We start from the raw sequence: 25,791 nt of genomic DNA, 5'->3' as shown, positions 1-25,791 counted from the left end.
TCAGCGACGGACGGTGACGAGGGTGAAGGGTCCGATGTCGGTTTTTGTGAAGGCGGGGTCGTCGAACAGCTGCTTCGGGAAGCTCACCGTATAGCGCCGCACGTTCGGGTCGTTCGGGTAGACGTCCTCGGCCAGGCGCAGGCTGTACGCGTCGTCGCCGCGGCGGAACAGGAAGGCGTCGGGCGCGCGCCACGGGCTGTGCGCCATCGCGTCCAGCAGCTGCGCGGGCGAATCCAGCGCGCTCCAGTCCTTGATGGTGGCCGCCCGGCCGGGGAAATCGGCGAGCTGGTTCGCGTAGTGCGAGGTGAGCGCCTGGAAACCCCAGTACGGGTAGAAGGAGAGGAAGCTGGTGTCGGCGGTGAGGACGACCGTCTCGTCGCGCGGGCGGCCGGTCTGGGCGAGTAGCGCGGCGTCGATCTCGCGGTAGTACGAGACCGCCGAGGCCGGGCGCTTGTCGGCGCGGTTGCCGTCGCCGTCGGTGTCGGTGTAGGCGGTGGTGATCTCCGGGGTCAGCACGTGCGGGATGTCCTGGACGAAGGCCAGTGCGCCGACGATCGCGATCGCGACCACGGCGGGCCGGAATCGTGGGGGCTCGCCGAACGCCTGGTACACGGCGCGGGTGCCCTCGACGAGACCGAACGCGCCCGCGGCGGAGAGCAGCACGAGCAGCGGCGCCTCCAGCCGGAACGACAGCAGGGTGGTACCCGCCGCCGTCGCCAGCATGGACAGCAGCGTCCACAGGTAGATCGCCACCACACCGATGCCGAGCGCCTGCGCGCGCCGCGACGAACCCGCGCGCACCACCAGCCACACGGTTCCGATCAGGCACAGTCCGCCGAGCAGCGTGAACTCGGCCATCGGCAGCGGAAGCTCCGCGCCCGACTTCGGCAGGTAGTGCAGTGCCGTGCCGGAGCCCGGTGTCTTGGTGGTGAGCGACTTCACCAGGTACGGACCCCAGCACACCAATGCGATCAGCCCGGAGATCGCGGCGATCGCCAGCAGGCGCACCAGCGGCGGCACCGCGGCCCGCCACGTCCGCCGCTGCCGGATCTCGAGCCCGGCGGCCAGCAGACCCATCAGCGCGATCGCGAAGGCGGCGACGAGGAAGTGCAAGGTGTAGAAGGTCGCGGCGATGCCGAGGAACAGGCCGGTGCCGATCACCGCGCCCCGGCCCCCGGCCGTCCTGATCCCTCCCGCCTGCGGGCCGGGCGATGCCCCGTCCTCCAGCGGTCGATACAACGCGCCCCAAGCCAGCACCAGCGCGGGCGGAAGCAGGAGCACGATCACGCAGCTGTACGGCTCGGGCGAGGCGTAGGTCAGCGCCACCGCGGTCGTCGCCGCCGTGACCGCCACGGCCCAGTCGGCCCGGATCAGCTGGGTCCACAGCACGAGCGCGAGCACCGCCGCCACCGCGAGCGAACCGATCGCGTACGGCTTGAACGCCTCCCAGCCGTCTATCCCCAGCACATTCGCCACGCGTCCGCCGACCCAGAACCACCCGGCCGGATAGAACGGCGGCAGATCCATGTACGTCATATCGCGCAGCGACGCGCTGTCGGTGAGCCGCGTCAAGTACTCGGTGCGGAACTCCTGATCGACCGACACGCCGAACAGGTACAGCTTCGTCGCCGCAAGCGGCATCCCGAGCGTCACCGTCACGAACGCCGAAATCCCGGCCCAGGACAGCACTTTCGCCACCCGAGGCCACTTGTGCGCCCGCAGCAGCCAGACCGCGGCGATCAGCATCGCGGCCGCCGCGACCTGCCCCGCCGTCGTCAACGCCCGAGTCACATTGGAGGAGTTGAACGCAGGCCAGGACACCAGCGAAAAGGCCACCAGCCCAACCGCGGCGACGACCGCGGCCACCAGCGCGGCGAGCAGACCCTCACCGAGTCCGGCTCCCACCTGCCGCAGGAACAGCGACATCCGCCCCGGTGGGGTCGCGGTGCTCTGTTCCGTGACAGTGGTGCTCATAGCGCCTCCGGTTCCAGTCGTCGGCTCTGCGCTCGGCACCCACCGACCGCCGCCCCTGATTCGCACCGCACGCTAACAAACTCCCCGCACACAGGCAGGAGACTGGGTCTCACCGCCGCCGCGCGAGCGGGCCTCGCCGGGATCGCGTGCAGCCCGGTATCGCACGCGATCACTCGTGACCGCCGAGCTCGCGCCGGAGAACATCTTGCGAGGTGGACGCGAAATCCGGCGGAGCGTCGATTTTCCGGCAAATGACAGACGGCGGCCGCAGTGCTCACCCGACTCCGGCGCGAAGAGATCTACGTTGTTGGCAACGGCCCCTGGCGCTGCGGGCAGATCGTCCGCGCGAAGTCGCAGTTTCCACGGCCGAGAATCCGCATCGTCGCCGTAGGTCACCGTCAGACCGACTCTGGATTCGGTCCTTCGTGCACGTTCACCTGCCGAAGTTCGGTCGCCAGTCGCGCGGCGGTGACGAAGTCGGCGTCGTCATGAACGACCACCAGACCGTGGTATGCGGCGGTAGCGCAGATCTGCAGGTCGACACTGGACAGACAGCCGTGGTTCCCGCGTTCGGCCGCGCGATCCTGCAAACCGGCGATCCACGTTCCGGCCGATTTCGGCACCGCGGCATCGCTGTACAAAGCGTCATACATGCCGCGGAAGGCGGAGTACTCCTTCAGATTGCGCGCCGACCGGAGGAATTCGGCCCGCTGCGGGTAGCAGGACCGCAACTCCCCGTCCGTCGTCGGTGTCCGCCAGAGTTCGTGGACAGCCTCGTCTCGCAGGATGCGCCACAGCGCCGAGGAATCGAGCAGGTATCCGATCACCTGGCAGGTGGCTCCTTCTCCGCTCGGTGGGCGGCCTCGGCCCCTTCGATATCCCAGCCGCGAGCCAGCTCGAAGTAGTGGTCGTACGCCGCGGCGCGGGACATCCGCTTGTTGTATTCGGTTAGCGCGGCGGCGACGGCCGCCGTCTTTGTCCGGTGCCCGCCGAGTCTCTTGGCTTGTTCCAGAGCTTCGTCATCGATCTCGATATGGGTGAGGGACATGTGCGCCTCCTGTACATAAAGTCCGCGCCTGCTCGCTGAAATTGTACATTCACCCCTGGTGATCGGGATATAACGAGAACTGCCGCGGCATCGGGGATGGCGCGGCAGTTCTGGGTTCGAGGCAATGCTCAGAGGGGGAGCTTGCGGAAGATCGGGCGGGGGATGTGGCGCAGGATGGACATGAGGAAGCGCACGGGGCCGGGGGCCCAGATGAGGTCCTTGCCCTTTTCGGAGGCCGAGACCGCCAGCGCCGCCACGTCTTCCTTGTCGACGGTGAACGGGGCTTCCTTGGCGCCGGTGGCCTTCCAGTGGTCCAGGGTGGTCGTGGTGCGCACCTGGCCGGGGCGGATGACGAGGACGCGCGGGCCGAACGGGCGCAGCGCCTCGCCGAGGCCGAGGTAGAAGCCGTCCAGGCCGGCCTTGGTGGAGCCGTAGACGAAGTTGGAGCGGCGCACCCGCTCGCCCGCCACCGAGGACATGGCGATGATGCGCCCGTAGCCCTGCGCCTTCATCTTCTCGCCGACCAGCACGCCGACGGAAACCGCCGCGGTGTAGTTGATCCCGGCGACCTGCACGGCCTTGCGCTGGTCCTGCCACAGCTGCTCGGCGTCGCCGAGCACACCGAAGGCCACGATGGCGACGTCGACGTCACCGCCGGACCACGCCGCGTCGATCACCTTCGGGTGCGAGTCGGTGTCGAGCGCGTCGAAGTCGACGACCTCCACCTTGTTCGCGCCCGCGGCCTCCATCTGGGCCACCGCGCCCTCGCGCAGCGGATCGTTGGGCAGGGTGGCCAGGACGATGCGCGCCGGCCCCTTCTTCAGGTACTCGGCGCAGATCGCCAGTCCGATCTCCGAGGTACCGCCCAGCAGCAGGATGGTCTGCGGGTTGCCTACGGCATTGATCACTGAAGCTCCAGCCTTCTCGCCATGTCGGACATGAAAACGCCTGTGGGATCCACACTCCGGCGGACCTTGATCCACTCGTCGATCCGCGGGTACATCTTGTGGAAGGTCTCGGCCGTGGTGCGCGAGTCCTTTCCGGTGTAGAGCCGCCCGCCGAATTCGAGCACCCGGCGGTCCAGATCGGTGACGAACTCGTTGAGGCCCGCCGAGATCGGGAAGTCGACGCAGATGTTCCACCCGGGCATCGGGAAGCTCAGCGGCGCTTGGTTACCCGGTCCGAAGAGCTTGAAAACATTGAGGAACGAGTAGAACCCGGACCGCTGGATGTCGATGATGATCCGCTTGAACTCCTCCACCGACTCCGGCGGCACCACGAACTGGTACTGCAGGAAGCCGTTGGAGCCGTAGCCGCGGTTCCACTCGCCCAGCATGTCGAGCGGGTGATAGAACTGCGTCAGGTTCTGCACCTTACAGCGGTAGGTGCCCGACTTGCGGTACCAGAGCTCGCCGATCGGGGTGAAGGTGTACTTGTTGGCCAACCCGTTCGGGAACACGTCGGGCAACGTGAAGAACGTCTTGCCGTTGAACCGCAGCGGATCCTTCTGCAGCTTCTTGGGCAGCTGATCCAGCTTGGCCAGGTTGCCGCGGGAGATGGCGGCGCGGCCCAGCTTGGGTTCCGGGCTGATCGCGTCGAACCACGCCGAGCTGTACTCGTAGCGGTCCTCCGAGCCGTCGCTGTGGAAGGCGATGGTGTCGTCCAGGGTCGGCGTCACGTCACCGTCGGCGATGAAGTACGCGGTCTCCGTCGGCGTCATCTCGATGGTGGCGCGCAGGATGATGCCGGTCAGGCCGCAGCCGCCGATGGTGGCCCAGAACAGCTTGGCGTTCTTCTTCGGCGTGATGTGCTGCACGGTGCCGTCGGCGGTGAGCAGTTCCATCGAACGCACGTGGTTGCCGAAGCTGCCCGCGCTGTGGTGGTTCTTGCCGTGGATATCGGAGCCGATCGCACCGCCGATGGTGACCTGTCGCGTGCCGGGCAGCACCGGGACCCACAGGCCGAACGGCAGCGCGGCCTTCATCAGCTGGTCCAGGTTCACGCCCGCGTCCACGTCGACCAGGCGAGTGTCGCGGTCGATGCGGTGGATCTTGTTCAGCGCGGTCATGTCGACGACGAGGCCACCCGCGTTCTGGGCGTTGTCCCCGTAGGAACGGCCGAGGCCGCGGGCGATCACGCCGCGACGTAGGTGGGCCGGCTTGCCGTCGTTGTCCTCGGCGACCATGGCCACGGCCTTGGCGATCACTTCCGGATCGCTGGTCGAGAGCACTTCGGCGGAGGTCGGTGCGGTGCGACCCCACCCGGTCAGTGCCCGGGTCTCGGTCGGCAACGCGAAGCCGTTGGCGCTCGCAGCGCCGTTGTCGGTGCTACCTGCGGTCCCGCTGTCACCGTTCGCGACGGTGGCGGTCGAAGCTTTCGTTGACATCGGCATAGAGGCTACAGGCATGACGGCCGGAGGGGTTGTTGTCTCCGTACTCACCAGTATGGAGACGGTCACTACCGCCGCGCGGACCCGCGCCCCTCACCCGGCCGCGCCGGTCTCCGCCTTCACTCCGGGCCGTGCGCGATGCGTCCGGGTGCGCGAGTTGAGGGCACCTCGCCTGCGCGCCGACCCTGCGCGGGCCGAGGAGGGGCGGGGTCGGGTCGCGCCCGTTACGCTCGTGCGCGTGCAAGCCGAACCCCACCTGCCGCTCCCGGCCGAATTGCCGCTGGTCGACGAGCCCGCCGGCGCGAACGACGGGCCCGAAGGAGGCAGCCTGCGTAACCACGAAGGGCCCCGAGAGCGCCGAGTCGACGACAGCACCGAAGTCGACCTCAAGACGCAGATCATCCGGTTCACACTGACCGGCGGCCTGTCGGCGATCGTGGACTTCGGGCTGTACGTCCTGCTGCTGAACGTGCTCGGCCTGCCCGTGTCGGTCGCCAAGTCCATCGGCTTCATCGCGGGCACCACCACGGCCTACCTGATCAACCGCAGGTGGACCTTCAAGGCGCCGCCGAGCCGCGCCCGCTTCGCCGCCGTCGTCGCGCTGTACGCCACGACCTTCGCGGTGCAGGTCGGCATCAACCAGGTGCTGTACTACGCGATCGGCGAGCAGTGGTGGCGGGTGCCGCTGGCGTTCGTCGTCGCGCAGGGCACCGCGACCGTCATCAACTTCGTCGTGCAGCGCCTGGTGATCTTCAAGATCCACTGAGGCGCCGCACGCCGCTCATCTGGCCAGCGCGGGGGCCGAGCCGGGCACGTCCGCGAGTTCGGCGCGGGCCTCCGCCTTCACGCCGAAGTAGTCGCCGCCCTTCGCCCGCGTATTGTCCGTGCCCCAGTCCCGCTGCTCACGTTCCGCGGGGACGAGGTGCGGAATGTGTTTGCGGCAGTGGATGTAGGCCTCCTCGACGTCGACCACGACCCAGAGTTCCGCGGCCCTTCCCTTGACGTTCTCGGGTAGCTCGGGAACGCTGCGCCGCAGCGTCGCGTCCTCCACGATGCGGGCGGACCCGTTGATGTGCAGGCCGATGAGGTCGCGCACGAAATCGATTAGCAGGATGCCTACGTGGGGATTCTCCAGAATGTTGCCGAGACTCGCCATCACGCCGTTGCCGCGGTATTCGGGATAGGCGACCGTTCGCTCGTCGATCACGTGCAGAAATCCGGGGGGACCGGCACGGAAGCTGTTGTCGCATTCGCCGTGTTTGTCGGCGGTGGCGACGAACGCCATGTCCATCCTGCCGATGAACTCGATCATGGTCGAGTTCAGCCGATCTCGCATCTGATCTGCGTAAAAACGATCGGCCCTGCCCTCTGTGCCGTACCTTTCCTGTAGTTCGCGCTCGCCATCACTGCCACAACGTGTACCGGGCATCGCGCCCCCTCTGGTCGCCGGAATCCGGGGTACCGCGCGACTCCACGTTGAACCGCGACTTGACCGAAATCCTGTCCATTTTAATGGGTTCGGGCATGGCAGATCTACGAAACCGCCATTGAGGATGCACCGAATGTGGCGTTAGCGCAAGGGTTTCCGTGAGTTTGCTGAATTCCGACCGGCCGGAATGATTTCCGGCCGGTCGGCAGGGTGTCGTCTCACGCGGGCGTCAGCGTCACCGGCACGCCGTTGAACACCGCGTTCCCCGAGGGCACGTCGACCACCGAATCATCGGTCAGCGCATTGGCATTCACCCCGGCATTGGCCTTGGCCACCGTCTGCGAGCTGCCGTCGTGGCCCCATCCGTGCGGCAGGCTCACCACGCCCGGCATGATCGCCTCGGTCGGCTCGAGCGGCACGGTCAACATGCCGGCGGCCGATTTCACCACGGCCTGGTCGCCGAGGCCGAGCCGGTTCACGTCGTCGGGGTGGATCTGCAACGTGCACCGGTTGGTACCGCTCACCAGGGTCGCGACATTGTGCATCCAGCTGTTGTTGGAGCGCAGGTGCCGCCGCCCGATCAATACGAAATCGGGCGCGTCCTCGGCCAGTTTGGCGCGCAGCCGCGCCACGTCGGCGAGCAGCGGTGCGGGCGCGAGCTCCACCTTTTTCGACGCGGTGCGCAGCGCCTCCGGCAGCCGGGGTCGCAACGGGCCGAGATCGATGCCGTGCGGGTTGTCCAGCAGCTCTTGCAGATTCAGGGTGCCACCGTTCCACTCGCCGTAGGGCCCGAGCCGCAGCATCAGGTCGATGCGCTGCTCGGTGCTGGTCTCACCGTGCAGTTCCGGCCTGCGCTCGGGAATGCCCGCCTTGTGCAGCATGCCCGCGATGACCAGCTCGTCCACCATGGTCAGCGGGTCCTGGTCGCCGGTGCCGTCGTGCGGCCTGCCGGTGAGCGCCGCGCCGAGCCGGGCCAGCACACCCGCCTCCGACGGGCGGTCGCCGAGCGGCACCAGCGGGCGCGAATAGCGGGTGTAGTTGCGCACCGCGAACTGGAGCAGCGCGAAATCGTAGTGCGGGGACTGCAACGGGCGCGGCGGCGGCAGGATGACGTCGGCGTGCCGCGTCGTCTCGTTGACGTAGCGGTCCACGCTCACCATGAACTCCAGCCCGGCCAGCGCCGCGTCCAGCCGCGCGCCGCTCGGTGCGGAAAGCACCGGGTTGCCCGCGACCGTCACCATCGCGCGTACCTGCCCCTGGCCCGGCGTGCGGATCTCGTCGGCGAGCGTGGCGACGGGCAGCTCGCCCATCGACTCGGGCAGCCCGCGCACCCGGCTGGTCCAGCGGCCGGTGCGGAACGGTTTGGTGCGCGAGATGCCGCCCGCGGCGGCGGTGGCGAACATGGCGCCGCCCGGCGAGTCCAGATTGCCGGTGAGCACGTTGAGCACGTCGACGAGCCACTGGGTCAGGGTGCCGAATTCGGCGGTGCAGGTGCCGATCCTGGCGTACACGGCCGCCGTCGGGGCCGCGGCCAGCTCGCGAGCGATGCGGACGACGGTCTCGGCGGCCACTCCGGTGCGGGCCGCGACGACCTCCGGTGTGAAATCGGCGGCGGCCGCGCGCAACTCGTCCAGCCCCGCCACCTCGACCCGCACCTCGGTCAGTCCTTCGGCGAAGAGCGTGTGCACGATGCCGAACAGCAGGTAGGCGTCGGTGCCCGGCCGGACGAACAGGTGCTCGTCGGCCAGTTTGGCGGTGCGCGTCAGGCGCGGATCCACCACGACGAACCGGCCGCCGCGGCGGCGCAGCGCCTTCAACCGACCGGGGAAATCCGGCGCGGTGCACAGCGATCCGTTGGACTCCAGCGGATTGGCTCCGAGCATCAGCAGGTAGTCGGTGCGATCCAGATCCGGCACCGGCACGGTGAGCGGATCGCCGAACATCAGCCCGCTGGCCACCTGCTTGGGCATCTGGTCGGCGGTGCTCGCGGAGAACAGATTCTTGGTGCCGAGCGCGCGCATCAGCACGGGCAGGTACAGCGCGCCCGCCACGGTGTGCGCGTTCGGATTGCCCAGATAGAGTGCGGCCGCCTGGTTCCCGTGCTCGGCGAGGATCGGCGGGAAACGTTCGGCGATGTAATCGAAGGCCTCGTCCCAGCCCGCCGTGCGCCACGTGTCGGTCGCTCGATCGCGGATCAGCGGTTCGGTGACCCGGTCCGGGTCCTCGTCGAGGTGGCCGAGGCTGGCGCCTTTGGGGCAGAGGAAGCCCTTGCTGAAGGGGTCTTGCTTGTCGCCGCGGATCGAGGTGACGTGGTCGTCGCGGTCGAGGGTGATCTCCAACCCGCACACCGCTTCGCACAGCGGACAGGTGCGCAACAGGTTGCGAGAGAGGTCTGTGATCGGAGCCATATCCCATCTTGACCCGGCGGTCGGCCGGAGGGAAGGCAAATTTGCGACATTTTTGGAAGATGTCCCATAGTCGCGAGCGGTGCCGGAGAGACGAGGACGACCGGCATCCGTCCAACGGATGCCGGTCGTTCAGGGCCGGTAGTGCGGGCCGTCCCCTCCTCCGGGGAGTCGTTTCAGCAGGCGACGCTGGTCAGCTGCGTGCGGCGCCGGGTGGTGGCCGTGGCGGCCGAGCGCACGGCGGCGCTGATCGCGACCACCGGCGGCACCCAGCGGGCCTCGTGCGGGGCGACGCCCCAGCAGGCCGACCCGGCCGACAGCTTGCTCGGCGGCAGCGGGATGCCCGCGCCGTCGGTGTAGACGGTGGCGCCCGCCTCGCGCAGCGCCTCCAGCGCCATGGCGGCCTTGCGCAGACCGGTGACGAGGTGGATCTCGCGACGGTCGGCACCGGGGAACTCGATCACCGGGCCGGACAGGTTGTTGGCGCGCAGGAAGCGGCGGACCGCACCGGCCAGCTCGCCGCTGACCTCGATGCCGGAAATCTCGTCATCGGTGATCAAGCAGATCCCGTTGGCCGTTTCGGCAACCGTCCATCCACGCTGGATGTAGTCCTGCGCCGCGGCATCGATGTCGGCCGCGGAGACGGAAGTCGGAAACGAGGTGCGCACTGTTTTTCTCCATTCCCCGGTAGATCTGGGTCCTGCGTTCATGGGTCGTATCGAGGGGCGGTGGCCCCGGCGTTACGCGATTCGCGAAAGTTTCTTGAACTGTGGACTACGTCTCATCCGGCAGGGGTCCGGTCGGGGTCGTTCGGGTCGCTGACAGGGCCAACTTTCGAGCACGTGGCTGTCGGGGCGCTGTGTCGCCGCTGTGAGGTTCCTGGGGGCTGGTTCGGGACGCGAAATGCGGGGAGGATTCGGCGCATGACCGATGAGTCGAGCGGGATCGCGCTGCCCGATCCGGAGGAGTACGAGACCGAATCTCGTTGGATCGCTTGGAAAGCGTCGGCCACCAGGCGCTTCGCCAAAGCGGCCGAGCGCGACGAGGAGCCCGCCGAGCCGTTCCGCAGCCCGCGCGCCTTCCGGCAGTGGAGCGCGGAGACCGCCCGCGCCCTGATCGACGTGCAGTTCCACCGGACCGCGACCACCACGCTGCTGCCGCTGGCCTACATGCTCGGCCTGATCTTCGCCTTCGCGGTCCCGATCAGCGTGACGGTGTGGATGTGGCAGGTTTCGGCGGTGCTCGGCGTGCTGGCGGGCCTGGTCGCGGTGCCGCTGGGTCTCTCGATCGCCGCCGCCGTGCGCCTGGTGCTGGAATTCCTGGTCAATGCCTCGCGGCTGGCCACGCGGGTGGAGCACATCAGCGAGCTGGCCGACGATCTGTTCCAAGCGCTTTCGGATGTCGCCGAGCCGGTGAACCAGCTCTCCGAGGACGTGCGCGCGGTGCAGTTCTGGCGCTTCGGCAGGCGGGGTTCGCGCAAGTAGGCAATCCGACAGGGTTGCCATGGGATGACCACGTCGAACCTGATTGTCTCTCTCGAGCCATTGGCCTGCCTGAGCCAGCAATCCTGCGCTATGTCAGTTTTGCTGTGAAACAATGCTGTTCGAGCGTTGGGGAAGGTTCCGGATGCTCGGTAGGGAGCGTCGGTATCGGCGGCACGAGGGGTCTTCGTCGTGTCACCTCGACGCATGGCGCGAGGGGGAAAGCATGGCTTTACCGCAGGGAACAACCGGATCGACCATGCCGCGTCGGCAACTCGGCCGACACCTCCGCGACCTCCGCAACCGCGCCAGGATGACCACCAGAATGGCTGCCCAGCAGCTGGAGTGGTCGGAGGCGAAGATCTGGCGGATCGAAACCGGGCAGACCTCCCTGCGCAGCCTGGACGTCGAGGCGATGTGCAAGATCTACGGCGCCCCCGGCGATCTCGTCGGCCCGCTCACCGCGCTGGCCAAGGAGACCAAGGCCAGGGGCTGGTGGACCGCCTACAGCGATGTGCTCGGCGAGGGTTTCGAGATCTACATCGGTCTGGAGGAGGCGGCGCGTCAGCTGTCGACCTACGAGAACGAGCTGGTGCCAGGGCTTTTGCAGACCGAGGCCTACGCGAGGGCGCTGCTGAGCGCGGCGCGACTGGACGCCTCGCCCACCGAGATCGAGCGAAGGGTCCAGTTGCGGCTGGCCAGGCAGGCATTGGTCACGCGTGGCGAATCGCCGGTGCAGCTGGACGTGGTGATCAGCGAGGCGGTGCTGTGGCGGCGCGTCGGTGGCGCGGATGTGACGGCGGACCAGCTCGAGCACCTGCGGCGCATGAGCGAATTGCCGAACGTGCGGATCAAGACGGTGCCGCCGGAATCCGGGTACCACGCCGGGATGGAGTCGGGCCGGTTCGTGATGCTCGAATTCCCCGAGGGGCGCATGGGTGAGGAGCCCGAGCCCCCGGTGATCTACGTCGAGGCCTTCACCGGACCGGTCTACCTGGACAAGGACAGCGAAATCGACCGGTACCGGAAGGCTTTCGCCGACATCAAGTCGGTCGCGGTGGACGCGCGCCAAGTCCTCGACGAGGCGCGGGCCGCGCTCGCCTGATCGGACGAGTTCCGCGCGGCCGGAGTGTTTCGCGGGCCGCGGGCTGCCTACTGCGAGGTGCGGCCCGGCTACTGCCAGGTGCGGCCCAGCACTTCGCGGTGCGTCGGTAGCGCTTGGTTGTAGACCCGCCTGCCCTTCTCTGTCAGGCAGACGAAGACCGCGCGCCGGTCGTCGGAGCACATGCTGCGCTCGACGAGTCCGTCGCGCTCCAGCCGCGCCACGGCGCGGGACAGCGCACTCTGGCTCAGGTAGATGTCGTTGGCCAGATCGCTCATTCGGTAATTGCCGCAATCGGCATCGACCAGCCGGTCCAGCGTCTCGAACTCGCTGAGCCCCATCTTGTGCCTGCCCTGCAGCTCTTTCTCCAGCGCGCAGCTGACGGTGGCGTGCCGGTCGAGGAGCTCGCGCCATTCGCCAACCAGCTCGGTGGGCGCGATGGTGCGCCGAGCGGTCTCAGTGGTCGGCTTCGACATGGCCCCATCTTAGTGGTGCGGGTCGATGCATGCAACAACATTTAATGTGTTGGCATTTAATGCGTGCGCATGTAATGTCCTCCACATGACTTCACCAGCAACGCTTTCGGCCGCCGCCACGGCGATCGATCCGACCAGATGGTCCGCCCGGCTCTGGGGCATGCTGATCACTCTCTGCATCGTGTTGTTCCTCGACGGTCTCGACGTCTCGATGATCGGTGTCGCGCTGCCGTCCATCGGCGCCGAACTTGATCTGTCCACCTCGACCCTCCAGTGGCTGGTGAGCGGTTACGTGCTCGGTTACGGCGGCCTGCTGCTGCTGGGCGGCCGCACCGCCGACCTGCTCGGGCGGCGCAAGGTCTTCCTGATCGCGCTGGCGGTCTTCGCCCTCGCCTCCCTCGCGGGCGCGCTGGTCAGCTCCGGCCCGCTGCTGATCCTGACCCGTTTCGTCAAGGGCCTGGCCGCCGCGTTCACCGCGCCGACCGGTCTGTCGATCATCACCACCAACTTCGCCGAGGGCCCCGCCCGTAACAAGGCGCTGTCCATCTACACCGTGTTCGGCGCGGGCGGTTACTCGTCCGGCCTGCTGTTCGGCGGCCTGATGACCGGCGTCGGCTGGCGCTGGACCTTCCTGCTCCCGGTGCCGATCGCGATCGCCGCGCTCGCCGCCGCGTGGGTGCTGGTGCCCAAGGACAAGCCGGCCGAAGAGGGCGGCCACGACATCCTCGGCGCCGTGTTCTCCACCGCCGCCATGCTGCTGCTGGTCTACACGGTGGTCACCGCACCCGAGGCGGGTTGGGTCTCGGCGCGCACCATCGGTTCGTTCGTCGCGGTGATCGCGCTGTTCGCCGCCTTCCTCGCCGTCGAGCGGCGGGTCGCGCACCCGCTGGTCCGCCTCGGCATCCTGCGCAAGTCGTCGCTGATCCGCGCCAGCCTCGCCATCGTCGCGGTCGCGGGTTCGTACTTCAGCTGGCAGTTCATCGTGACCCTGTACATGCAGGACACGCTCGACTGGTCGCCGCTGAAGCTGGCGCTCGCGCTGCTGCCGGTGGGCCTGCTCGTCTCGCTCTCCGCGGTGTTCTCCGACAAGCTGGTCGATCGCTTCGGCACCGGCCCGATCATCGCCGTCACCATGGTCGTGATGGCCGTCGGCTACCTGCTGTTCCTGCGGCTGAACACCGACCCGTCCTACCTGACGGTGATCCTGCCCGCGGTCCTGCTGATCGGCATCGGCTGGATCGGCTTCCCCGCTATCAACATCCAGGCCACCAACGGCATCGATGACGAGGAGCAGGGGTTGGCCGCAGGCGTGCTGCAGACGTCCATGCAGGTCGGCGCGGCCATCGTGCTCGCGGTGACCACCGCGATCATCTCCTCGGGCGGCCACAGCGCTTCGCCCGCGGACATGCTCGACACCTACCGTCCCGGTTTGGAATTCGCCGCAGGCGTCGCCATCGTCGGCGCGCTGGTCGCCCTGCTCGCCTTCGTGCCGAAGCGCGGCAAGCGGGAGCAGGTCGCCGAACCGGAGCTCGAACTCGTCGGCTGATCCGCAGCGGTCGACGACAATCGGAAGCCACGTCCGGCGGCACGCGCCGCCGGACGTGGCTTCCGGCATGTCGGAGAACTCAGGGGAACGGCGGCGCTGCGGCGTCTTTGGGGGAGCGCAGATAGGTCAGCGGTGCGCCGTCGCGGCCGACCTTCGGCCATTCGATGCCCAGCCGGGGATCGAAAGCGTCCAGGTCCCTGTCGAATTCGGGGGTGTACTCGATGGAGCACAGGTAGGTGACCGTCGACTCGTCCTCCAGCGAGAGGATGGCGTGGCCGAGCCCCTCGGACAGGAACACCGAACGCCGGTCCACGTCGTCGAGCAGCACGCTGTCCCAGCGGCCGTAGGTCGGCGAACCGGGGCGCAGATCGACGACCACGTCCATGAAGGCGCCGCGCACGCAGGTCACGTATTTCGCCTGGCCGGGCGGGTCCTCGGTGTAGTGGATCCCGCGCAGCACGCCCGCGGCCGAGACCGAGCAGTTCACCTGGTGCAGCTCGAACGGCCGTCCGGTCGCCTTCTCGAACTCGGAGGCCTTGAACGACTCGACGAACGTGCCGCGCTCGTCCTGGAACCGGCGCGGGGTGACGACCCAGGCGCCTGGCACCGCGAGCTCCCGAATCTCCATCTCACCAATCCCGTCCGCGTTCCAGCAGATCGAGCAGGTAGCCGCCGTAGCCGGACCGGACGAGCGGCTCGGCGCGGGTGCGCAACTGCTCGTCGTCGATGTACCCCATCCGCCAGGCGACCTCCTCGGGCACGCCGATCTTCAGACCCTGCCGCTCCTCGATGGTGCGCACGTAGTTGGCGGCGTCCAGCAGCGAGTCGAAGGTGCCGGTGTCCAGCCAGGCGGTGCCGCGGGCGAGCACGTCGACGCGCAGCCGGTCCTGTTCCAGGTAGGCGCGGTTGATGTCGGTGATCTCGTACTCGCCGCGCGCCGAAGGCCGCAGCCCGCGGGCGATCTCCACCACGTCGTTGTCGTAGAAATACAGCCCGGGGATGGCGTAGTTCGAGCGCGGGACCTTGGGCTTCTCCTCGATCGACACCGCGCGTCCGCCGGTGAACTCGACGACGCCGTAGGCGCTCGGGTCCGACACCCAGTAGGCGAAGACCGCGCCGCCGTCGATCCCGGCGAACCGGTTCAGGCTGGTGCCGAGGCCGGGCCCGTGGAAGATGTTGTCGCCGAGCACGAGCGCCGCGCACTCGGTGCCGATGTGATCCGCGCCGAGCACGAAGGCGCGCGCGAGACCGTCCGGCTCGGGTTGCACCACGTAGCTGATCGAGATGCCGAACTGGGAGCCGTCGCCGAGCAGCCGGGCGAACGCCTCGGCGTCCTCCGGTGTGGTGATCACCAGGATGTCCTTGATGCCGGCGAGCATCAGCGTGGACAGCGGGTAATAGACCATCGGTTTGTCGTAGACCGGCACCAGCTGCTTGCTCACTCCGCGCGTGATCGGGTGAAGCCGGGAACCGGTGCCGCCCGCCAAGATGATTCCGCGCATGCCCTGGAGTCTGCCAGTTCGGCCGCTCCGGGATTCGGGGAGGTTCCGACTAGCGCACGAATTGATCACGAACGTTTCGCCGCCCGGCGCGCCGGGCGATTGATGTTGCAGGGATCACACTTTTCGTGGTCTTCTGAAACACGCTGCGACATGAGCGACGGGCTCGGAGGCGGTAGCCTGCGTGACCACGCAGAGTCCCGGGAGCGTCGCGAATGCGCGCAGCGTGAGATGTCAGCGCTGACTCTCGCCCGCGGCCCCCGCTGATCAGGCTCGGTTCCGCCAGGTCGGGTTCGGCGCGCCAGGGTGAGGTAGGTGCGCGATGACGGCGACCACGGTCGACGGCTCCGCCGTCGTGATGAATCCGGACGGCCCCAGCGCCGCGGCGCGGCTGCTGCTGGCGACCTGCCGCGGCGTGGTGCGGCCGATGCTGCGGGTCGCCCCGATCACCCGGGCCACCATCCCGGTCGGCGCGTTCGCCATCGACGGGCTGGCCCGGTTGCGTCCCGCCCCGCACGGCATCGACCGCGAGCAGGTCCGTCTCGGCGGTTTCCGGATGGAGATCGTGCGCCCGTCCGGCGCGGCGCGGGCCCTGCGGCACGGCGCGGTGCTGTACATGCACGGCGGCGGCTTCGCGGTGTGCGGGCTGGAGACGCACCGGCCGGTCGCGGCCAGCTTGGCCAGGCGCATCGGTCTGCCGGTGGTCAATGTCGACTATCGCCAGCTGCCCGCGGGCAGCATCGGCCAATCGATCGAGGACTGCCTCACCGCCTACCGATGGCTGCTTCGGCACGGCGCCGATCCAGCGCGGATCGTCTTCGCCGGGGATTCCGCGGGCGGCTACCTGAGCTTCGCGACCGCGCTGCGCGCGATATCGGCCGGACTGCCCGCGCCCGCCGGACTGATCGGACTGAGCCCGCTGCTCGACCTGGACTACGCGGCCAAACGCGACTACGTCAACGTCGCGCGCGACCCGTACATCCCGCTGTCGGCGCTGGAGGCGGTCGTGAAACTCGGCGCGGAGATCGACGGCGCGCTCGATCCGCTGCTCTCGCCGGTCAACGGCGCGCTCACCGGACTGCCCCCGGTGCTGATGATCGCCGCCGAGGACGAGGTGCTGCGCTACGACTGCGAGCTGATGGCGCGGCGGCTCACCGCGGCGGGCGTGCCGCACGCGGTGGAGCTGTGGCGCGGCCAGGTGCACGCGTTCATGAGCATCGCCCCGAACCTGCCCGAATCCCGGGCGGCGCTCGGCCGGGTCGCGCGCTTCGTGCGCACCAGGTTCGAGCAGTTGGAGCAGGCTCGGACGGCCTGATCACGGTCGGCCGGACGAGTCGCATCCCGCCCCGGGTCGCGCCCGGGGCGGGATACTCGGCGCATTACCTCTCGGATAATCGACTCCGGCGCGGTGTTTCGGCAGGCTGAGGCCATGGTGGCTTTCGAGACGACCCCGCGCCGCACGACACTCGACCGAGCGCTTTCGGCGCTCGCCTACGGCCGCATCGCGCTGGGCGCTACCGCGCTCGCCGCTCCGGACACGGCGGCGCGCCTCGCGCTGACCCGGCCGACTCCCGAACTCCGTTACATGACCCGGATCTTCGGCGCCCGAGCCATCGCGCTCGGCCTCGGATACCTGACCGCCGCGCCCGGCGACCGGCCGCGCTGGCAGCGCCTCGCCCTGATGGTCGACGTGCTCGATACGACGAGCGGGTCGGCGCACCTGGTCCGCGGCGACATCCCTCGCGGCGTCGTCGCCGCGTTCGTCGGTCTCACCGGCGGCTACGCGACGATCGGCGCGCGCCGGTTCCTGCGTGACCGGCGCGCGCTCACCTCGCGGGGAACGGCGCGTTGATCGTGGTGAAGTACTGGGCGACCGCCGCGATCGCGACGGGCGCGGTCACGAACAGCTGACCGGCGACCGCGCCGAGCGGGCCGACCGTGGCGACGCCGCCGAGGCAGCCGACCACGGCCGCGGGCAGGAACGGCCCGAACAGTCCCGCGAGGGTGGCCGCGGCCACGGTCGCGCCGACGATGCCGCCGAGCACGCAGCCGACCGCCGCGCCGCCCAGGCCACCGAGCAGCGCGCCCATGCTCACCCCCAGGCCGATCGTGCTCGTCATCCGCGACCAGGCGGCCTGCTCGCGCTCGTACTCGGACTTCCACGGGGCCTTGTCCTCGAAGGGCAGGGCGACCGGCTCGTAGACGGCCTTGTCCATGGACAGCTGCGGGGTCAGAGTCGCGGTGCGGCCGGCGATCTCGGCGGCGATGGGGAACTCGAAATCGTCGACGCGGAACTTCAGCGGCGTGCCCGCGAGGACCGCGCCGTCGTCGGCCCTGATCTGGAGGACGTCGCCGGCGATCGCGAATGCCCCTGCGTCGAGGTCGATTACGGCGGCGTCGGGAGTGGCGCTCGCCGTGAAACCCACCTGCCCTGCCCCGGGGTGATCGGTCGCGGCGGCGGTGCCCGCGGTGCTCGCCACGACGGCGACCAGCAGCCAGGCGGTTGCGGCGAATTTCCTCATCAGCATTTGTCCGTATCCCTTATTCGCAGTGTGCCGGGAATTTCGCGGGGAAGTCGAAAACAATTGGTAACCTTGCGAATCGGTAATGTTAAGATTGTGTTCACTCGGTCACTGGTCCGCTCGAGCAATTCCCTGTTCGAGGCCGTTTGGTCTCCGGCTCCACGTCGACGTTAGAACCTGAACTTTTGTTCAGGTCAAGCGCGCGGTGGCTCGGAGCGTGTCTGGCGTCGAGCGGGTTGCGGGAAGTGTGCGTCGTGGCATGTCTGCGTGCGGGTAACGCCGCCAGGCACGCGAAAGCCCCGCCCGGTCGAACCGGGCGGGGCTTTCTGTTTCGCGACTCAGTCGCGCGTGTTCAGTTGTGCGGCAAGCCGTTCGGAATTACTTGGCCGGCGCCGGAGCCACGAACGGCTGGTTGATGGTGGTGAAGTACTGGATCGCAGCACCGATGGCCACCGGGGCGGTGACGAAGATCTGACCCGCGAGAGCACCCAGGGCGCCCACGGCCAGGATGCCGCCGATGCAGCCGAGGGCAGCGGCCGGGATGAACGGACCGAACAGGCCGACGATGGTGGCCGACGCGACGGTCGCGCCAGCGATGCCGCCGAGGACACAGCCGACGGCGCCGCCGCCGAGGCCGCCGACCAGGGTGCCGATGGTGGCGCCCATGCCGATGGTGTCCTTCATGCGGTTGAACGCGGCGAGCTCACGGTCGTACTCGTTCTTCCACGGCGCCTTGTCCTCGTAGGGCAGGGCGACCGGCTTGTACACGGCCTTGTCGACATCGAGCTGCGGGGTCAAGGTCGCGGTGCGGTCGGAGATCTCCGCGGCGATCGGGAACTCGAACTCGTCGACGCGGAACGTCAGCGGGGTTCCGGCGACAACTGTGCCATCGGCGGCCTTGACCTTCAGCGCGGCGTCTTCGACGACGAGCGAGCCCGAGTCGAGGGTGATGATCGACTGGGTGTCGGTGGACTTGGCGGTGAAGTTGATGGCGCCGGGCGCGGCCGGGGCCTCGGGGGCCGCGTTGACGGTGCCCGCGGTGACGCCGAGCGCGGCGATCAGCAGCGCCGACGTGGCGGCGAATTTCCTCATCAGCATTTTGTTTGGAACCTCGATGTGAAGCGTTCGGAGGGGACTAGACGATCGAAATCTAGACCAGCTAACGCGTGGTGAACCGGTTGTGACCGTTAATTCAAATTTTGTTCACCATCGCGACTCACAGCACTGTGCGTTTCCGGAAACGTACACGCGGAACAGGGTTTTCGGCGGCGAACCAAACCGGTCGTCACTTTCTACCGAAAAGTAGTGAGACGAAGGTCACAGGCGTGCTGTCAAGATCGCTCATACCTTTCATAGCCCACCGTCATAGAGCTCGCGACCCGATCCACGTAAAGTCGTGGGGTGCGATTGCTCGTAACCGGCGGTGCCGGCTTCATCGGTGCGAATTTCGTCCACCAGACCGTGGCCGAGCGACCCGACGCGACCGTAACCGTGTTGGACGCCCTGACCTACGCGGGTAACAAGGCGTCGCTCGAACCGGTCGCCGACCGAATCGATTTCGTGCACGGCGATATCGCCGATCTCGACTTGGTCGACGAACTGGTCAGCGGGGTCGACGCGGTGGTCCATTTCGCCGCCGAATCGCACAACGACAACTCGCTGACCGAGCCGTGGCCGTTCGTGCAGACCAATATCGTCGGCACCTACGCCCTGCTGCAGGCCGTGCGCCGCCACGACGTGCGCTACCACCACGTCTCCACCGACGAGGTGTACGGCGACCTCACCCCCGACGAGGCCGCCTTCACCGAGCGCACCCCGTACAACCCGTCCAGCCCGTACTCCGCGACGAAGGCGTCCAGCGATCTGCTGGTCCGGGCCTGGGCCCGCTCCTTCGGCGTGCGCGCGACGCTGTCCAACTGCAGCAACAACTACGGGCCGTACCAGCACGTGGAGAAGTTCATCCCGCGCCAGATCACCAATCTGATCGACGGCGTGCGTCCCCGGCTCTACGGCGCGGGTCATCAGATCCGCGACTGGATCCACGTCGACGATCACAACCGGGCGGTCTGGGACATCCTCGACCGCGGCCGCGTCGGCCAGACCTACCTGATCGGCGCGAACGGCGAACTCGACAACAAGACCGTGGTGCGGATGCTGCTCGAGGCGTTCGATCGCGATCCCGACGATTTCGACCACGTCACCGACCGTCCCGGCCACGACCAGCGCTACGCGATCGACGCCACGTTGCTGCGCACCGAACTCGGCTGGGAGCCGCGCTACGCCGACTTCCGCGCGGGTCTGGCGGCCACCATCCAGTGGTACCGCGACAACGAATCCTGGTGGCGCCCGGACAAAGCCGCGACCGAACACGCCTACGCGGCGGCGGGCGAGCGGACCCTGGGCTCGGTGTGAACCGACCGGCCGCGCAGTACGCCGCCGCGTAGGCGGGAATTCAGCGCCGTGGTGCGGAAACAGTCGAGCGCTGCCGCGCAGAAATTCAGCGCAACGGTGCGGGGCGCGAGCGGGCGGGGATCAGCCCCAGACGATCGTGCTGTACTTCGCGACCGAGGCGATCAGCGCGACCGAGCTCGCGGCGACGATCGTGACGGCCGCGCCCCACGCCGGAGTCTTTCCCCGGGCGTCGGTGAGCCGCAACGGCATCCAGCGCAGCAGCGCCGCGAAGGCGATCAGCGCCAGCGGCACGAAGTAGCGGCCCTGCACGCCGTCGATGATGTAGTAGCCGACCGGCGTGAACGACATGTACAGCGTCACGTAGATCATCGCGACGCTGGCCGCCACGGTGAGCGCGACGATCAGCGTGCGCACGAACGTGGCGGTGCGCGGGTTCATCCGGTCCGCGATGCCGATGCTCAACGCGAAGGCGAGCAGGCAGGCCAGCACCGCGATGGCGGGTACGTCGATGTAGGCGAAGCCGAGTTCGCCGAAGAACTGGGTGAACCAGCGCTGATCGCGGTAGAAGATGCTGTCGCCGAAGACGTTCAGGAAGTGCAGCGGATCGCCGAGGATCTCGCCGAGTTGTTCACCGGGCTTGACGGTGTACCACTGGTGACGCGGGCGCATCAGGCTCATGCCGTCGCCGGTCGGCGCGGCGATCTTCATCCAGACGGCGAAGGCGAGCCCGCCCGCGCCGGCGAACGCCCACGGCACCAGTCGTCGCCAAGTGAAGCCGGAACCCGCCGCGGCGCCGAAGAACGCGAAGCGGTCCACCGGAACCAGCACCACCAGCATGGCGAGCAGCACGTAGGTCGGCTTGCTGACCGGAAGCAGCACCGTCGCGCCGAGCAGGGCGACCGTCTCGGTGCGGGTCAGCCCGTTGCCGAGGAACAGCGCCTTGATCAGCAGCGCGGACACCATGATCGCCAAGGCGTTGGTGAGGGTGTCGGCGGTGACCGTGCCCGCCTGGAATACCGCGATCGGCAGCACGGCGACGGTGAACGCGAGCCACTGCACCCGGTGGGCGCGCAGCGCGTACAGGCCGAAACCGACCACGACCAGATAGCCGAGCAGACCCGCGAGCCTGGTCAGGGTCACCATCGCGCCCACGTCGAGGTCGAACAGCGCGGCGGCCCGGATGCCGACGGCGGCGGGCACATACGGCACGGGGGAGTAGGCGGCGGTGTTGGTGAACCAGACCGGCTCCATCGGCGAATCGACCTGGGCGCTCTTCAGCCGGTCGTACGCGCCAGGATCGGACACCATCGCGCCCGGCTCTTCCGGGTTGTCCTGGTAGTCGCGGAACGAGTAGCCCATCAGTTCGTCGATGCTCGCGGGCACGTCGCCGCCGTAGGCCAGGCCGCGATCGTCCTGGATCCGCTGCGGCAGGAACCCGCCGTAGGCGACCTGATAGGCGCGGCCGAACTGGGTGATCTCGTCGTGGCCCCAGAACGGCGGGGTGAGCACAGCGAACAACGTGCCGAAGAGCGTGATGAGCACGGCGAAAGCGACAGTCGCCGCGCCGAAGCGAGTCACGATGGCGCGCCCGGCCTTTCGGACCGCGCCGGCCGACTTCGGAGCGGCGGCCGAATCCTGTTCGCGCGCAACGGCTTCGCCCTCGGGTGCGGGCGTCGCTTCAGTCCGGTCGGCCGGGCTCGCCGCGCCGTCCTCGGGGCCCGCCCCGTTGGTCGCCGCCGTGCCTGCTTCGGTCTCCTCGGTGGTGCCGCGATCGGCGGACGTGGTCACCGCGCGTTCCCACGGGTCTGCGCGTCACCGCCGTTTCGGAACGGGTCGTCGTCCGCGGCGACAGCCGAGTACCGCAGGTAGACCAGGCGCGCGGCCTCGTGCCGGGAACGGCGAATGCCGTCGAGGATCAGTCCCGCGGTCCAGGCCAGGCTGCCGAGCAGCAGCAGGGTGAAGCCGAGGAACAGGGTGGGGAAGCGCGGGACCTCGTGCGTCCTGGTGAATTCGATGACGATCGGGATCGTGAGCACGATGGAGATCAGCCAGCTCAGCGTGCCGAACAGCCCGTAGAACGCGACGGGTCGCTCGTGCCTGGCCAGGCCGATGATCAGCGCGAGGATCTTGAAACCGTCGTGGTAGGTGCGCAGCTTGGATTCACTGCCCGCCGGGCGATCGCGGAAGCCGACCGGCACGGCGGTCTGCGGCACCCGTAGGTGCAGCGAGTGCACGGTCAGTTCGGTCTCGATCTCGAACTCGCGGGAGACCGCGGGGAAGCTCTTGACGAAGCGGCGCGAGAACACCCGGAAACCGCTGAGCATGTCTTCGACGTTCTCGCCGAACACCTTGCCGACCACGCCGTTGAGCACCCGGTTGCCGGTCTCGTGGCCCGCGCGGTACGCGGTGCCGGTGGCGTCCTGCTTGCGCACGCCGAGCACGTGATCGTAGGGGCCGTCGAGCAGCGTCTTGATCATCCGCGGGGCGTCGCCCGCCTCGTAGGTGTCATCGCCGTCGATCATCAGGTAGACGTCGGCCTCGATGTCGGCGAAGGCCCGCCGCACCACGTTGCCCTTGCCCTTGGTGTGTTCCTGGCGGACGATCGCGCCTGCCTCGCGGGCGAGTTCGGAGGTCCGGTCGGTGCTCAGGTTGTCGTAAACGTAGACGACGATTCCCGGCACGGCGGCCTGGAGGTCGGCGACAACCTTGGCCACCGAGGCCTCTTCGTTGTGGCACGGGACCACGGCGGCAATACGAAGCTCGGTGGAGTCCACCCGGGGTCATTCCTCGATGTCGGCGTAATGGGGAACACCGGGAGGGTACATGGCTTGCGGCCTCCGGCGCGCACCCGAGGCATTCGGGTGCTGGGGTACCGTCGCCCGGTGTCTACCCCCGAGCAGCCCGTGTCCGCTCCCGAGCGCTCCACTCGATCCGCGCAGGACGAACCCGCGCAGTCCGCGCCCGAGTCCGCCGTCACCGCCGCCGCGGGCGAGCCGCTGACCGCGAAGGTGGTCGGGGCGCTGCGCAAGGGCGCGGCCTTCCTGGTGGTCGGCGCGATCGGGTTCCTCGTCGACGCGGGCACCTACAACGCGCTGGTGTTCTGGGGCGGCGAAGGCGTGCTGTACCACGCGCCGCTGCCGGCCAAGATCATCGCGATCGCGGTCGCGACGGTGGTGACCTACTTCGGAAACAAGTGGTGGACCTTCGGTCATCAGCAGACCGGAAATCCGGCGCGGGAGTATCTGCTCTACGCGGTGTTCAACGTGGTCGCCATCGGCCTGCAACTGGGCTGCCTCGGCTTCTCCCGCTACGTGCTCGACCTGTCGAGCCCGCTGTCGGACAACATCTCGGGAACGCTCGTCGGCCAGATCGTCGCGGTGGTCTTCCGGTATTGGGCCTATGACAAGTTCGTCTTTACCGGCGAATCAGCAAACGATCAGCAACAATAGCGGGTGAGGTACCCCTGGTTGCTGGACGGGCGGCGTCCGACGTCGGTTGATATCCTCGCTCCCGCCGCGCACGGTATCCAGGGACGTGTCTGTCCCGTCGGCAATAAATGAGGATTTCGAGGACTTCATGGAGCAGTCGGCTACCCAGGCCGTTACCGAATCGAACGATCACGCCACGCCCGCTGCCGCGCCCGCTTCGCTGCGTGCCGATCACCGGGCCCCGGACAGGTTGGTCCTGCAGCGTGGCATCTTCACCGGTCCCTCGGCCAAGGTGAGCGACGAACTCTACGCGGTGGTCAAGGGGCGCTCGACGCGCGAACGACTCGCGTTGCACCTGGAGAAGGGCGCCACCGCCCACACCAACACCTACTTCGGCCGGTTCGCGGCCAGCTACTGGCAGCGCTGGACCATCGTCACCGAGGTCCGCGCCACGATGGTGCTCGACGTCACGAAGAAGGCCAGGGTCAGGCTGGTCGCCTCGGACATCGCGGGCCACCGCAGGATCATCGACACCGCGACGGTCGACGCGAGCGGTCCGCTCACCATGACCGCGCCGCTGGACCAGTACGTCGACGGCGGCGCGATGTGGCTGGAGTTCGACGCCGACGGCGGTGAGCTCGGCATCTCCGAACTCACCTGGTCCTCCGTCGCTCCCGAGCGCATTCGCCCGGTGGCCATCGCGATCTGCACCTTCAACCGCGCCGCGGACTGCGCCGAGACGGTGGCCGCGCTGGCCTCCGACGCCACCGTGCTCGCCGCCATCGACGCCATCTACGTGGTGGATCAGGGCACCGACCTGGTGCAGGACCGGCCGAGGTACCAGGAGGTGCAGCCCGTCTTCGGTGACAAGCTGCGCTACATCCGTCAGCCGAACCTGGGTGGCGCGGGCGGCTTCACGCGCGGGCTCTACGAGGTCTCCGCGGTCAACGAGCACGCCGACGTCATCCTGATGGACGACGACATCCTCTGCGAACCGGAAACGGTGCTGCGGCTCAACGCCTTCGCCAACATGACGGTGGAACCGACGTTGGTCGGCGCGCAGATGCTGTTCCTGCTCAACCCCGACTACCTCAACGTCGGCGCCGAGGAAGTGCACCTGCACGACCTGCGGCACGGCCAGAAGGTGCCCAAGGCGCTGCGCAACACCAGCATGCTGAAGAAGAACCAGGAGCGCCGCGTCGACGCGGGCTACAACGCCTGGTGGACCTGCCTGATCCCGGCCGAGGTCGTCGCGCGGATCGGCCTGCCGATTCCGATCTTCTTCCAGTGGGACGACGTGGAGTACGGCGTGCGCGCGCGGGAGCACGGGTTCGTCACCGTCACGCTGCCCAACGCGGCGGTCTGGCACGCGGACTTCTACTGGAAGGACTACGACGACTGGGCGCGCTACTTCAGCACGCGCAACTCGCTCATCGTCGGAGCCATGCACGCCGAGCTGGACGGCAAGAAGATCACCAAGCAGCTGTTCCGCAATATCGCCGAGCACCTGGTCGCCATGCAGTACGGGCTGGTGCACACGACCTTGCAGGGCATCGAGGACTTCCTCGAGGGCCCGAAGGTGCTGCGCGACGGCGGTATCGCCGCGCTGGCCGCGGCCCGTACCAGCCGCGCCGACTACGGCGAGACGATCAAGCACCCGGCCGCGACGCCGCCGGTGCGCGCGGCCGACATCCAGTTGCGCCGGGCGCACGGCGAGCCGAGCCGGGAGGTGCTGGTGCTGGTCAAGCGCGCGATCAACCAGTGGTTCGGCCGCACCCAGCACGGCCTGATCGGGGTCACCCGCGAGGACGCGTACTGGTGGCACGTCTCGCTGTTCGATCACGTCGTGGTCACCGACGCCTCGCAGTCCGGCGTCCGGGTCAGGCAGCGCGACAAGGCCCGCGCCCGCGCGCTGCTGCGGCGCACGTTCCACGTCTTGCGCCGCCTGCGCAAGGAACTGCCCACCCTGCAAGAGCAGTACCGCGCCGCCATGCCCGAACTCACCAGCCGCGCGAACTGGGAGCGCCTCTACGGCATCAGCGACTGAGCTGGGCCGGGGGGGGGGGGTTTTTCCAGACAA

24 protein-coding genes are annotated in these 25,791 nt (G+C 68.3%); 9 read left to right on the top strand and 15 right to left on the bottom strand.

What is annotated here, in order from left to right; translation table 11 throughout:
- From AC3EO7_RS20990 to dprE1, 5 genes are all read right to left on the bottom strand, one after another.
- The gene (locus tag AC3EO7_RS20990; protein WP_435592232.1) at window positions 1-1,926 is read right to left on the bottom strand and encodes a galactan 5-O-arabinofuranosyltransferase; all 1,926 of its coding nucleotides are present in this window, start codon (window positions 1,924-1,926) and stop codon (window positions 1-3) included.
- Window positions 1,927-2,372: 446 nt separating this feature from the next.
- Complete coding sequence (locus AC3EO7_RS20985; protein ID WP_431966431.1) at window positions 2,373-2,801, bottom strand: PIN domain-containing protein; 429 nt, start codon at window positions 2,799-2,801, stop codon at window positions 2,373-2,375.
- Window positions 2,798-3,022: a type II toxin-antitoxin system VapB family antitoxin gene (locus AC3EO7_RS20980; RefSeq protein ID WP_431966433.1), complete on the bottom strand. Its 225-nt coding sequence runs from the start codon at window positions 3,020-3,022 to the stop codon at window positions 2,798-2,800. Before AC3EO7_RS20980 ends, AC3EO7_RS20985 begins: the two co-directional genes overlap by 4 nt.
- Before the next feature lie 128 nt (window positions 3,023-3,150).
- Window positions 3,151-3,930 carry a decaprenylphospho-beta-D-erythro-pentofuranosid-2-ulose 2-reductase gene (gene dprE2, locus AC3EO7_RS20975; protein WP_431966435.1) on the bottom strand — a complete coding sequence of 260 codons (780 nt, stop codon included), beginning with the start codon at window positions 3,928-3,930 and terminating at the stop codon, window positions 3,151-3,153.
- Entirely contained in the window at window positions 3,927-5,414 is a 1,488-nt protein-coding gene (dprE1, locus tag AC3EO7_RS20970) for a decaprenylphosphoryl-beta-D-ribose oxidase (RefSeq protein ID WP_435592172.1), read from the bottom strand. The genes dprE2 and dprE1 overlap by 4 nt, the downstream gene beginning before the upstream one ends.
- A 235-nt stretch (window positions 5,415-5,649) precedes the next feature.
- On the opposite strand from dprE1, the gene AC3EO7_RS20965 reads away from it, so the two are divergent.
- The gene (locus tag AC3EO7_RS20965) at window positions 5,650-6,177 is read left to right on the top strand and encodes a GtrA family protein (RefSeq protein WP_435592171.1); all 528 of its coding nucleotides are present in this window, start codon (window positions 5,650-5,652) and stop codon (window positions 6,175-6,177) included.
- Between the two features lie 15 nt (window positions 6,178-6,192).
- Here the strand turns inward: AC3EO7_RS20965 and AC3EO7_RS20960 are convergent, their stop codons facing one another.
- The 3 genes from AC3EO7_RS20960 to AC3EO7_RS20950 all read right to left on the bottom strand — a co-directional run bounded on the left by AC3EO7_RS20960 (window position 6,193) and on the right by AC3EO7_RS20950 (window position 9,913).
- Window positions 6,193-6,840: a pyridoxamine 5'-phosphate oxidase family protein gene (locus AC3EO7_RS20960; RefSeq protein WP_431966441.1), complete on the bottom strand. Its 648-nt coding sequence runs from the start codon at window positions 6,838-6,840 to the stop codon at window positions 6,193-6,195.
- 218 nt (window positions 6,841-7,058) lie between these two features.
- Window positions 7,059-9,248: a molybdopterin oxidoreductase family protein gene (locus AC3EO7_RS20955; RefSeq protein ID WP_435592170.1), complete on the bottom strand. Its 2,190-nt coding sequence runs from the start codon at window positions 9,246-9,248 to the stop codon at window positions 7,059-7,061.
- A 173-nt stretch (window positions 9,249-9,421) separates the two neighbouring features.
- The gene (locus AC3EO7_RS20950) at window positions 9,422-9,913 is read right to left on the bottom strand and encodes a hypothetical protein (RefSeq protein WP_431966445.1); all 492 of its coding nucleotides are present in this window, start codon (window positions 9,911-9,913) and stop codon (window positions 9,422-9,424) included.
- 255 nt (window positions 9,914-10,168) lie between these two features.
- Between AC3EO7_RS20950 and AC3EO7_RS20945 the strand changes: the two genes are divergently transcribed.
- A complete protein-coding gene (locus tag AC3EO7_RS20945) occupies window positions 10,169-10,729 on the top strand; it encodes a DUF4282 domain-containing protein (RefSeq protein ID WP_431966447.1) in 561 nt (186 codons plus the stop codon).
- Window positions 10,730-10,952: 223 nt separating this feature from the next.
- Window positions 10,953-11,831: a helix-turn-helix domain-containing protein gene (locus tag AC3EO7_RS20940; RefSeq protein ID WP_435592169.1), complete on the top strand. Its 879-nt coding sequence runs from the start codon at window positions 10,953-10,955 to the stop codon at window positions 11,829-11,831.
- Window positions 11,832-11,899: 68 nt separating this feature from the next.
- On the opposite strand, the gene AC3EO7_RS20935 is transcribed toward AC3EO7_RS20940, so the two are convergent.
- Entirely contained in the window at window positions 11,900-12,304 is a 405-nt protein-coding gene (locus AC3EO7_RS20935) for a MarR family winged helix-turn-helix transcriptional regulator (RefSeq protein ID WP_431966448.1), read from the bottom strand.
- A gap of 85 nt (window positions 12,305-12,389) precedes the next feature.
- Between AC3EO7_RS20935 and AC3EO7_RS20930 the strand changes: the two genes are divergently transcribed.
- Complete coding sequence (locus AC3EO7_RS20930; RefSeq protein ID WP_431966450.1) at window positions 12,390-13,850, top strand: MFS transporter; 1,461 nt, start codon at window positions 12,390-12,392, stop codon at window positions 13,848-13,850.
- A 79-nt stretch (window positions 13,851-13,929) separates the two neighbouring features.
- Here the strand turns inward: AC3EO7_RS20930 and AC3EO7_RS20925 are convergent, their stop codons facing one another.
- The gene (locus tag AC3EO7_RS20925; protein WP_431966452.1) at window positions 13,930-14,478 is read right to left on the bottom strand and encodes a dTDP-4-dehydrorhamnose 3,5-epimerase family protein; all 549 of its coding nucleotides are present in this window, start codon (window positions 14,476-14,478) and stop codon (window positions 13,930-13,932) included.
- Window position 14,479: 1 nt separating this feature from the next.
- Entirely contained in the window at window positions 14,480-15,352 is an 873-nt protein-coding gene (gene rfbA, locus AC3EO7_RS20920) for a glucose-1-phosphate thymidylyltransferase RfbA (RefSeq protein ID WP_431966454.1), read from the bottom strand.
- A gap of 319 nt (window positions 15,353-15,671) precedes the next feature.
- Between rfbA and AC3EO7_RS20915 the strand changes: the two genes are divergently transcribed.
- Together AC3EO7_RS20915 and AC3EO7_RS20910 are read left to right on the top strand one after the other, a co-directional pair.
- Entirely contained in the window at window positions 15,672-16,664 is a 993-nt protein-coding gene (locus tag AC3EO7_RS20915) for an alpha/beta hydrolase (RefSeq protein ID WP_431966456.1), read from the top strand.
- A gap of 114 nt (window positions 16,665-16,778) precedes the next feature.
- Complete coding sequence (locus AC3EO7_RS20910; protein WP_431966458.1) at window positions 16,779-17,201, top strand: hypothetical protein; 423 nt, start codon at window positions 16,779-16,781, stop codon at window positions 17,199-17,201.
- On the opposite strand, the gene AC3EO7_RS20905 is transcribed toward AC3EO7_RS20910, so the two are convergent.
- Together AC3EO7_RS20905 and AC3EO7_RS20900 are read right to left on the bottom strand one after the other, a co-directional pair.
- The gene (locus tag AC3EO7_RS20905) at window positions 17,176-17,877 is read right to left on the bottom strand and encodes a DUF8020 domain-containing protein (RefSeq protein ID WP_431966460.1); all 702 of its coding nucleotides are present in this window, start codon (window positions 17,875-17,877) and stop codon (window positions 17,176-17,178) included. The genes AC3EO7_RS20910 and AC3EO7_RS20905 overlap by 26 nt on opposite strands.
- A gap of 372 nt (window positions 17,878-18,249) precedes the next feature.
- Complete coding sequence (locus tag AC3EO7_RS20900) at window positions 18,250-18,969, bottom strand: DUF8020 domain-containing protein (RefSeq protein WP_431966462.1); 720 nt, start codon at window positions 18,967-18,969, stop codon at window positions 18,250-18,252.
- A 303-nt stretch (window positions 18,970-19,272) separates the two neighbouring features.
- Here AC3EO7_RS20900 and rfbB point away from each other — a divergent pair, with 303 nt between their 5' ends.
- Window positions 19,273-20,283 carry a dTDP-glucose 4,6-dehydratase gene (rfbB, locus tag AC3EO7_RS20895; protein ID WP_435592168.1) on the top strand — a complete coding sequence of 337 codons (1,011 nt, stop codon included), beginning with the start codon at window positions 19,273-19,275 and terminating at the stop codon, window positions 20,281-20,283.
- Between the two features lie 120 nt (window positions 20,284-20,403).
- Here rfbB and AC3EO7_RS20890 read toward each other — a convergent pair whose 3' ends face one another.
- Together AC3EO7_RS20890 and AC3EO7_RS20885 are read right to left on the bottom strand one after the other, a co-directional pair.
- Window positions 20,404-22,071: a DUF2142 domain-containing protein gene (locus tag AC3EO7_RS20890; RefSeq protein ID WP_435592167.1), complete on the bottom strand. Its 1,668-nt coding sequence runs from the start codon at window positions 22,069-22,071 to the stop codon at window positions 20,404-20,406.
- Window positions 22,068-23,057, bottom strand: a complete 990-nt coding sequence (locus tag AC3EO7_RS20885; RefSeq protein WP_435592166.1) for a glycosyltransferase — start codon at window positions 23,055-23,057, stop codon at window positions 22,068-22,070. The genes AC3EO7_RS20890 and AC3EO7_RS20885 overlap by 4 nt, the downstream gene beginning before the upstream one ends.
- Window positions 23,058-23,165: 108 nt before the next feature.
- Between AC3EO7_RS20885 and AC3EO7_RS20880 the strand changes: the two genes are divergently transcribed.
- Window positions 23,166-23,732, top strand: coding sequence for a GtrA family protein (locus AC3EO7_RS20880; protein ID WP_435592165.1), 567 nt, complete (start codon window positions 23,166-23,168; stop codon window positions 23,730-23,732).
- A gap of 127 nt (window positions 23,733-23,859) precedes the next feature.
- Complete coding sequence (locus AC3EO7_RS20875; RefSeq protein ID WP_435592164.1) at window positions 23,860-25,758, top strand: glycosyltransferase; 1,899 nt, start codon at window positions 23,860-23,862, stop codon at window positions 25,756-25,758.
- Window positions 25,759-25,791 lie beyond the last annotated feature (33 nt).

It is taken from the genome of Nocardia sp. bgisy118, from assembly GCF_057708605.1.
Note: the sequence above shows the minus strand (reverse complement) of the source record. Positions and strands in the feature narration are given on the sequence as shown.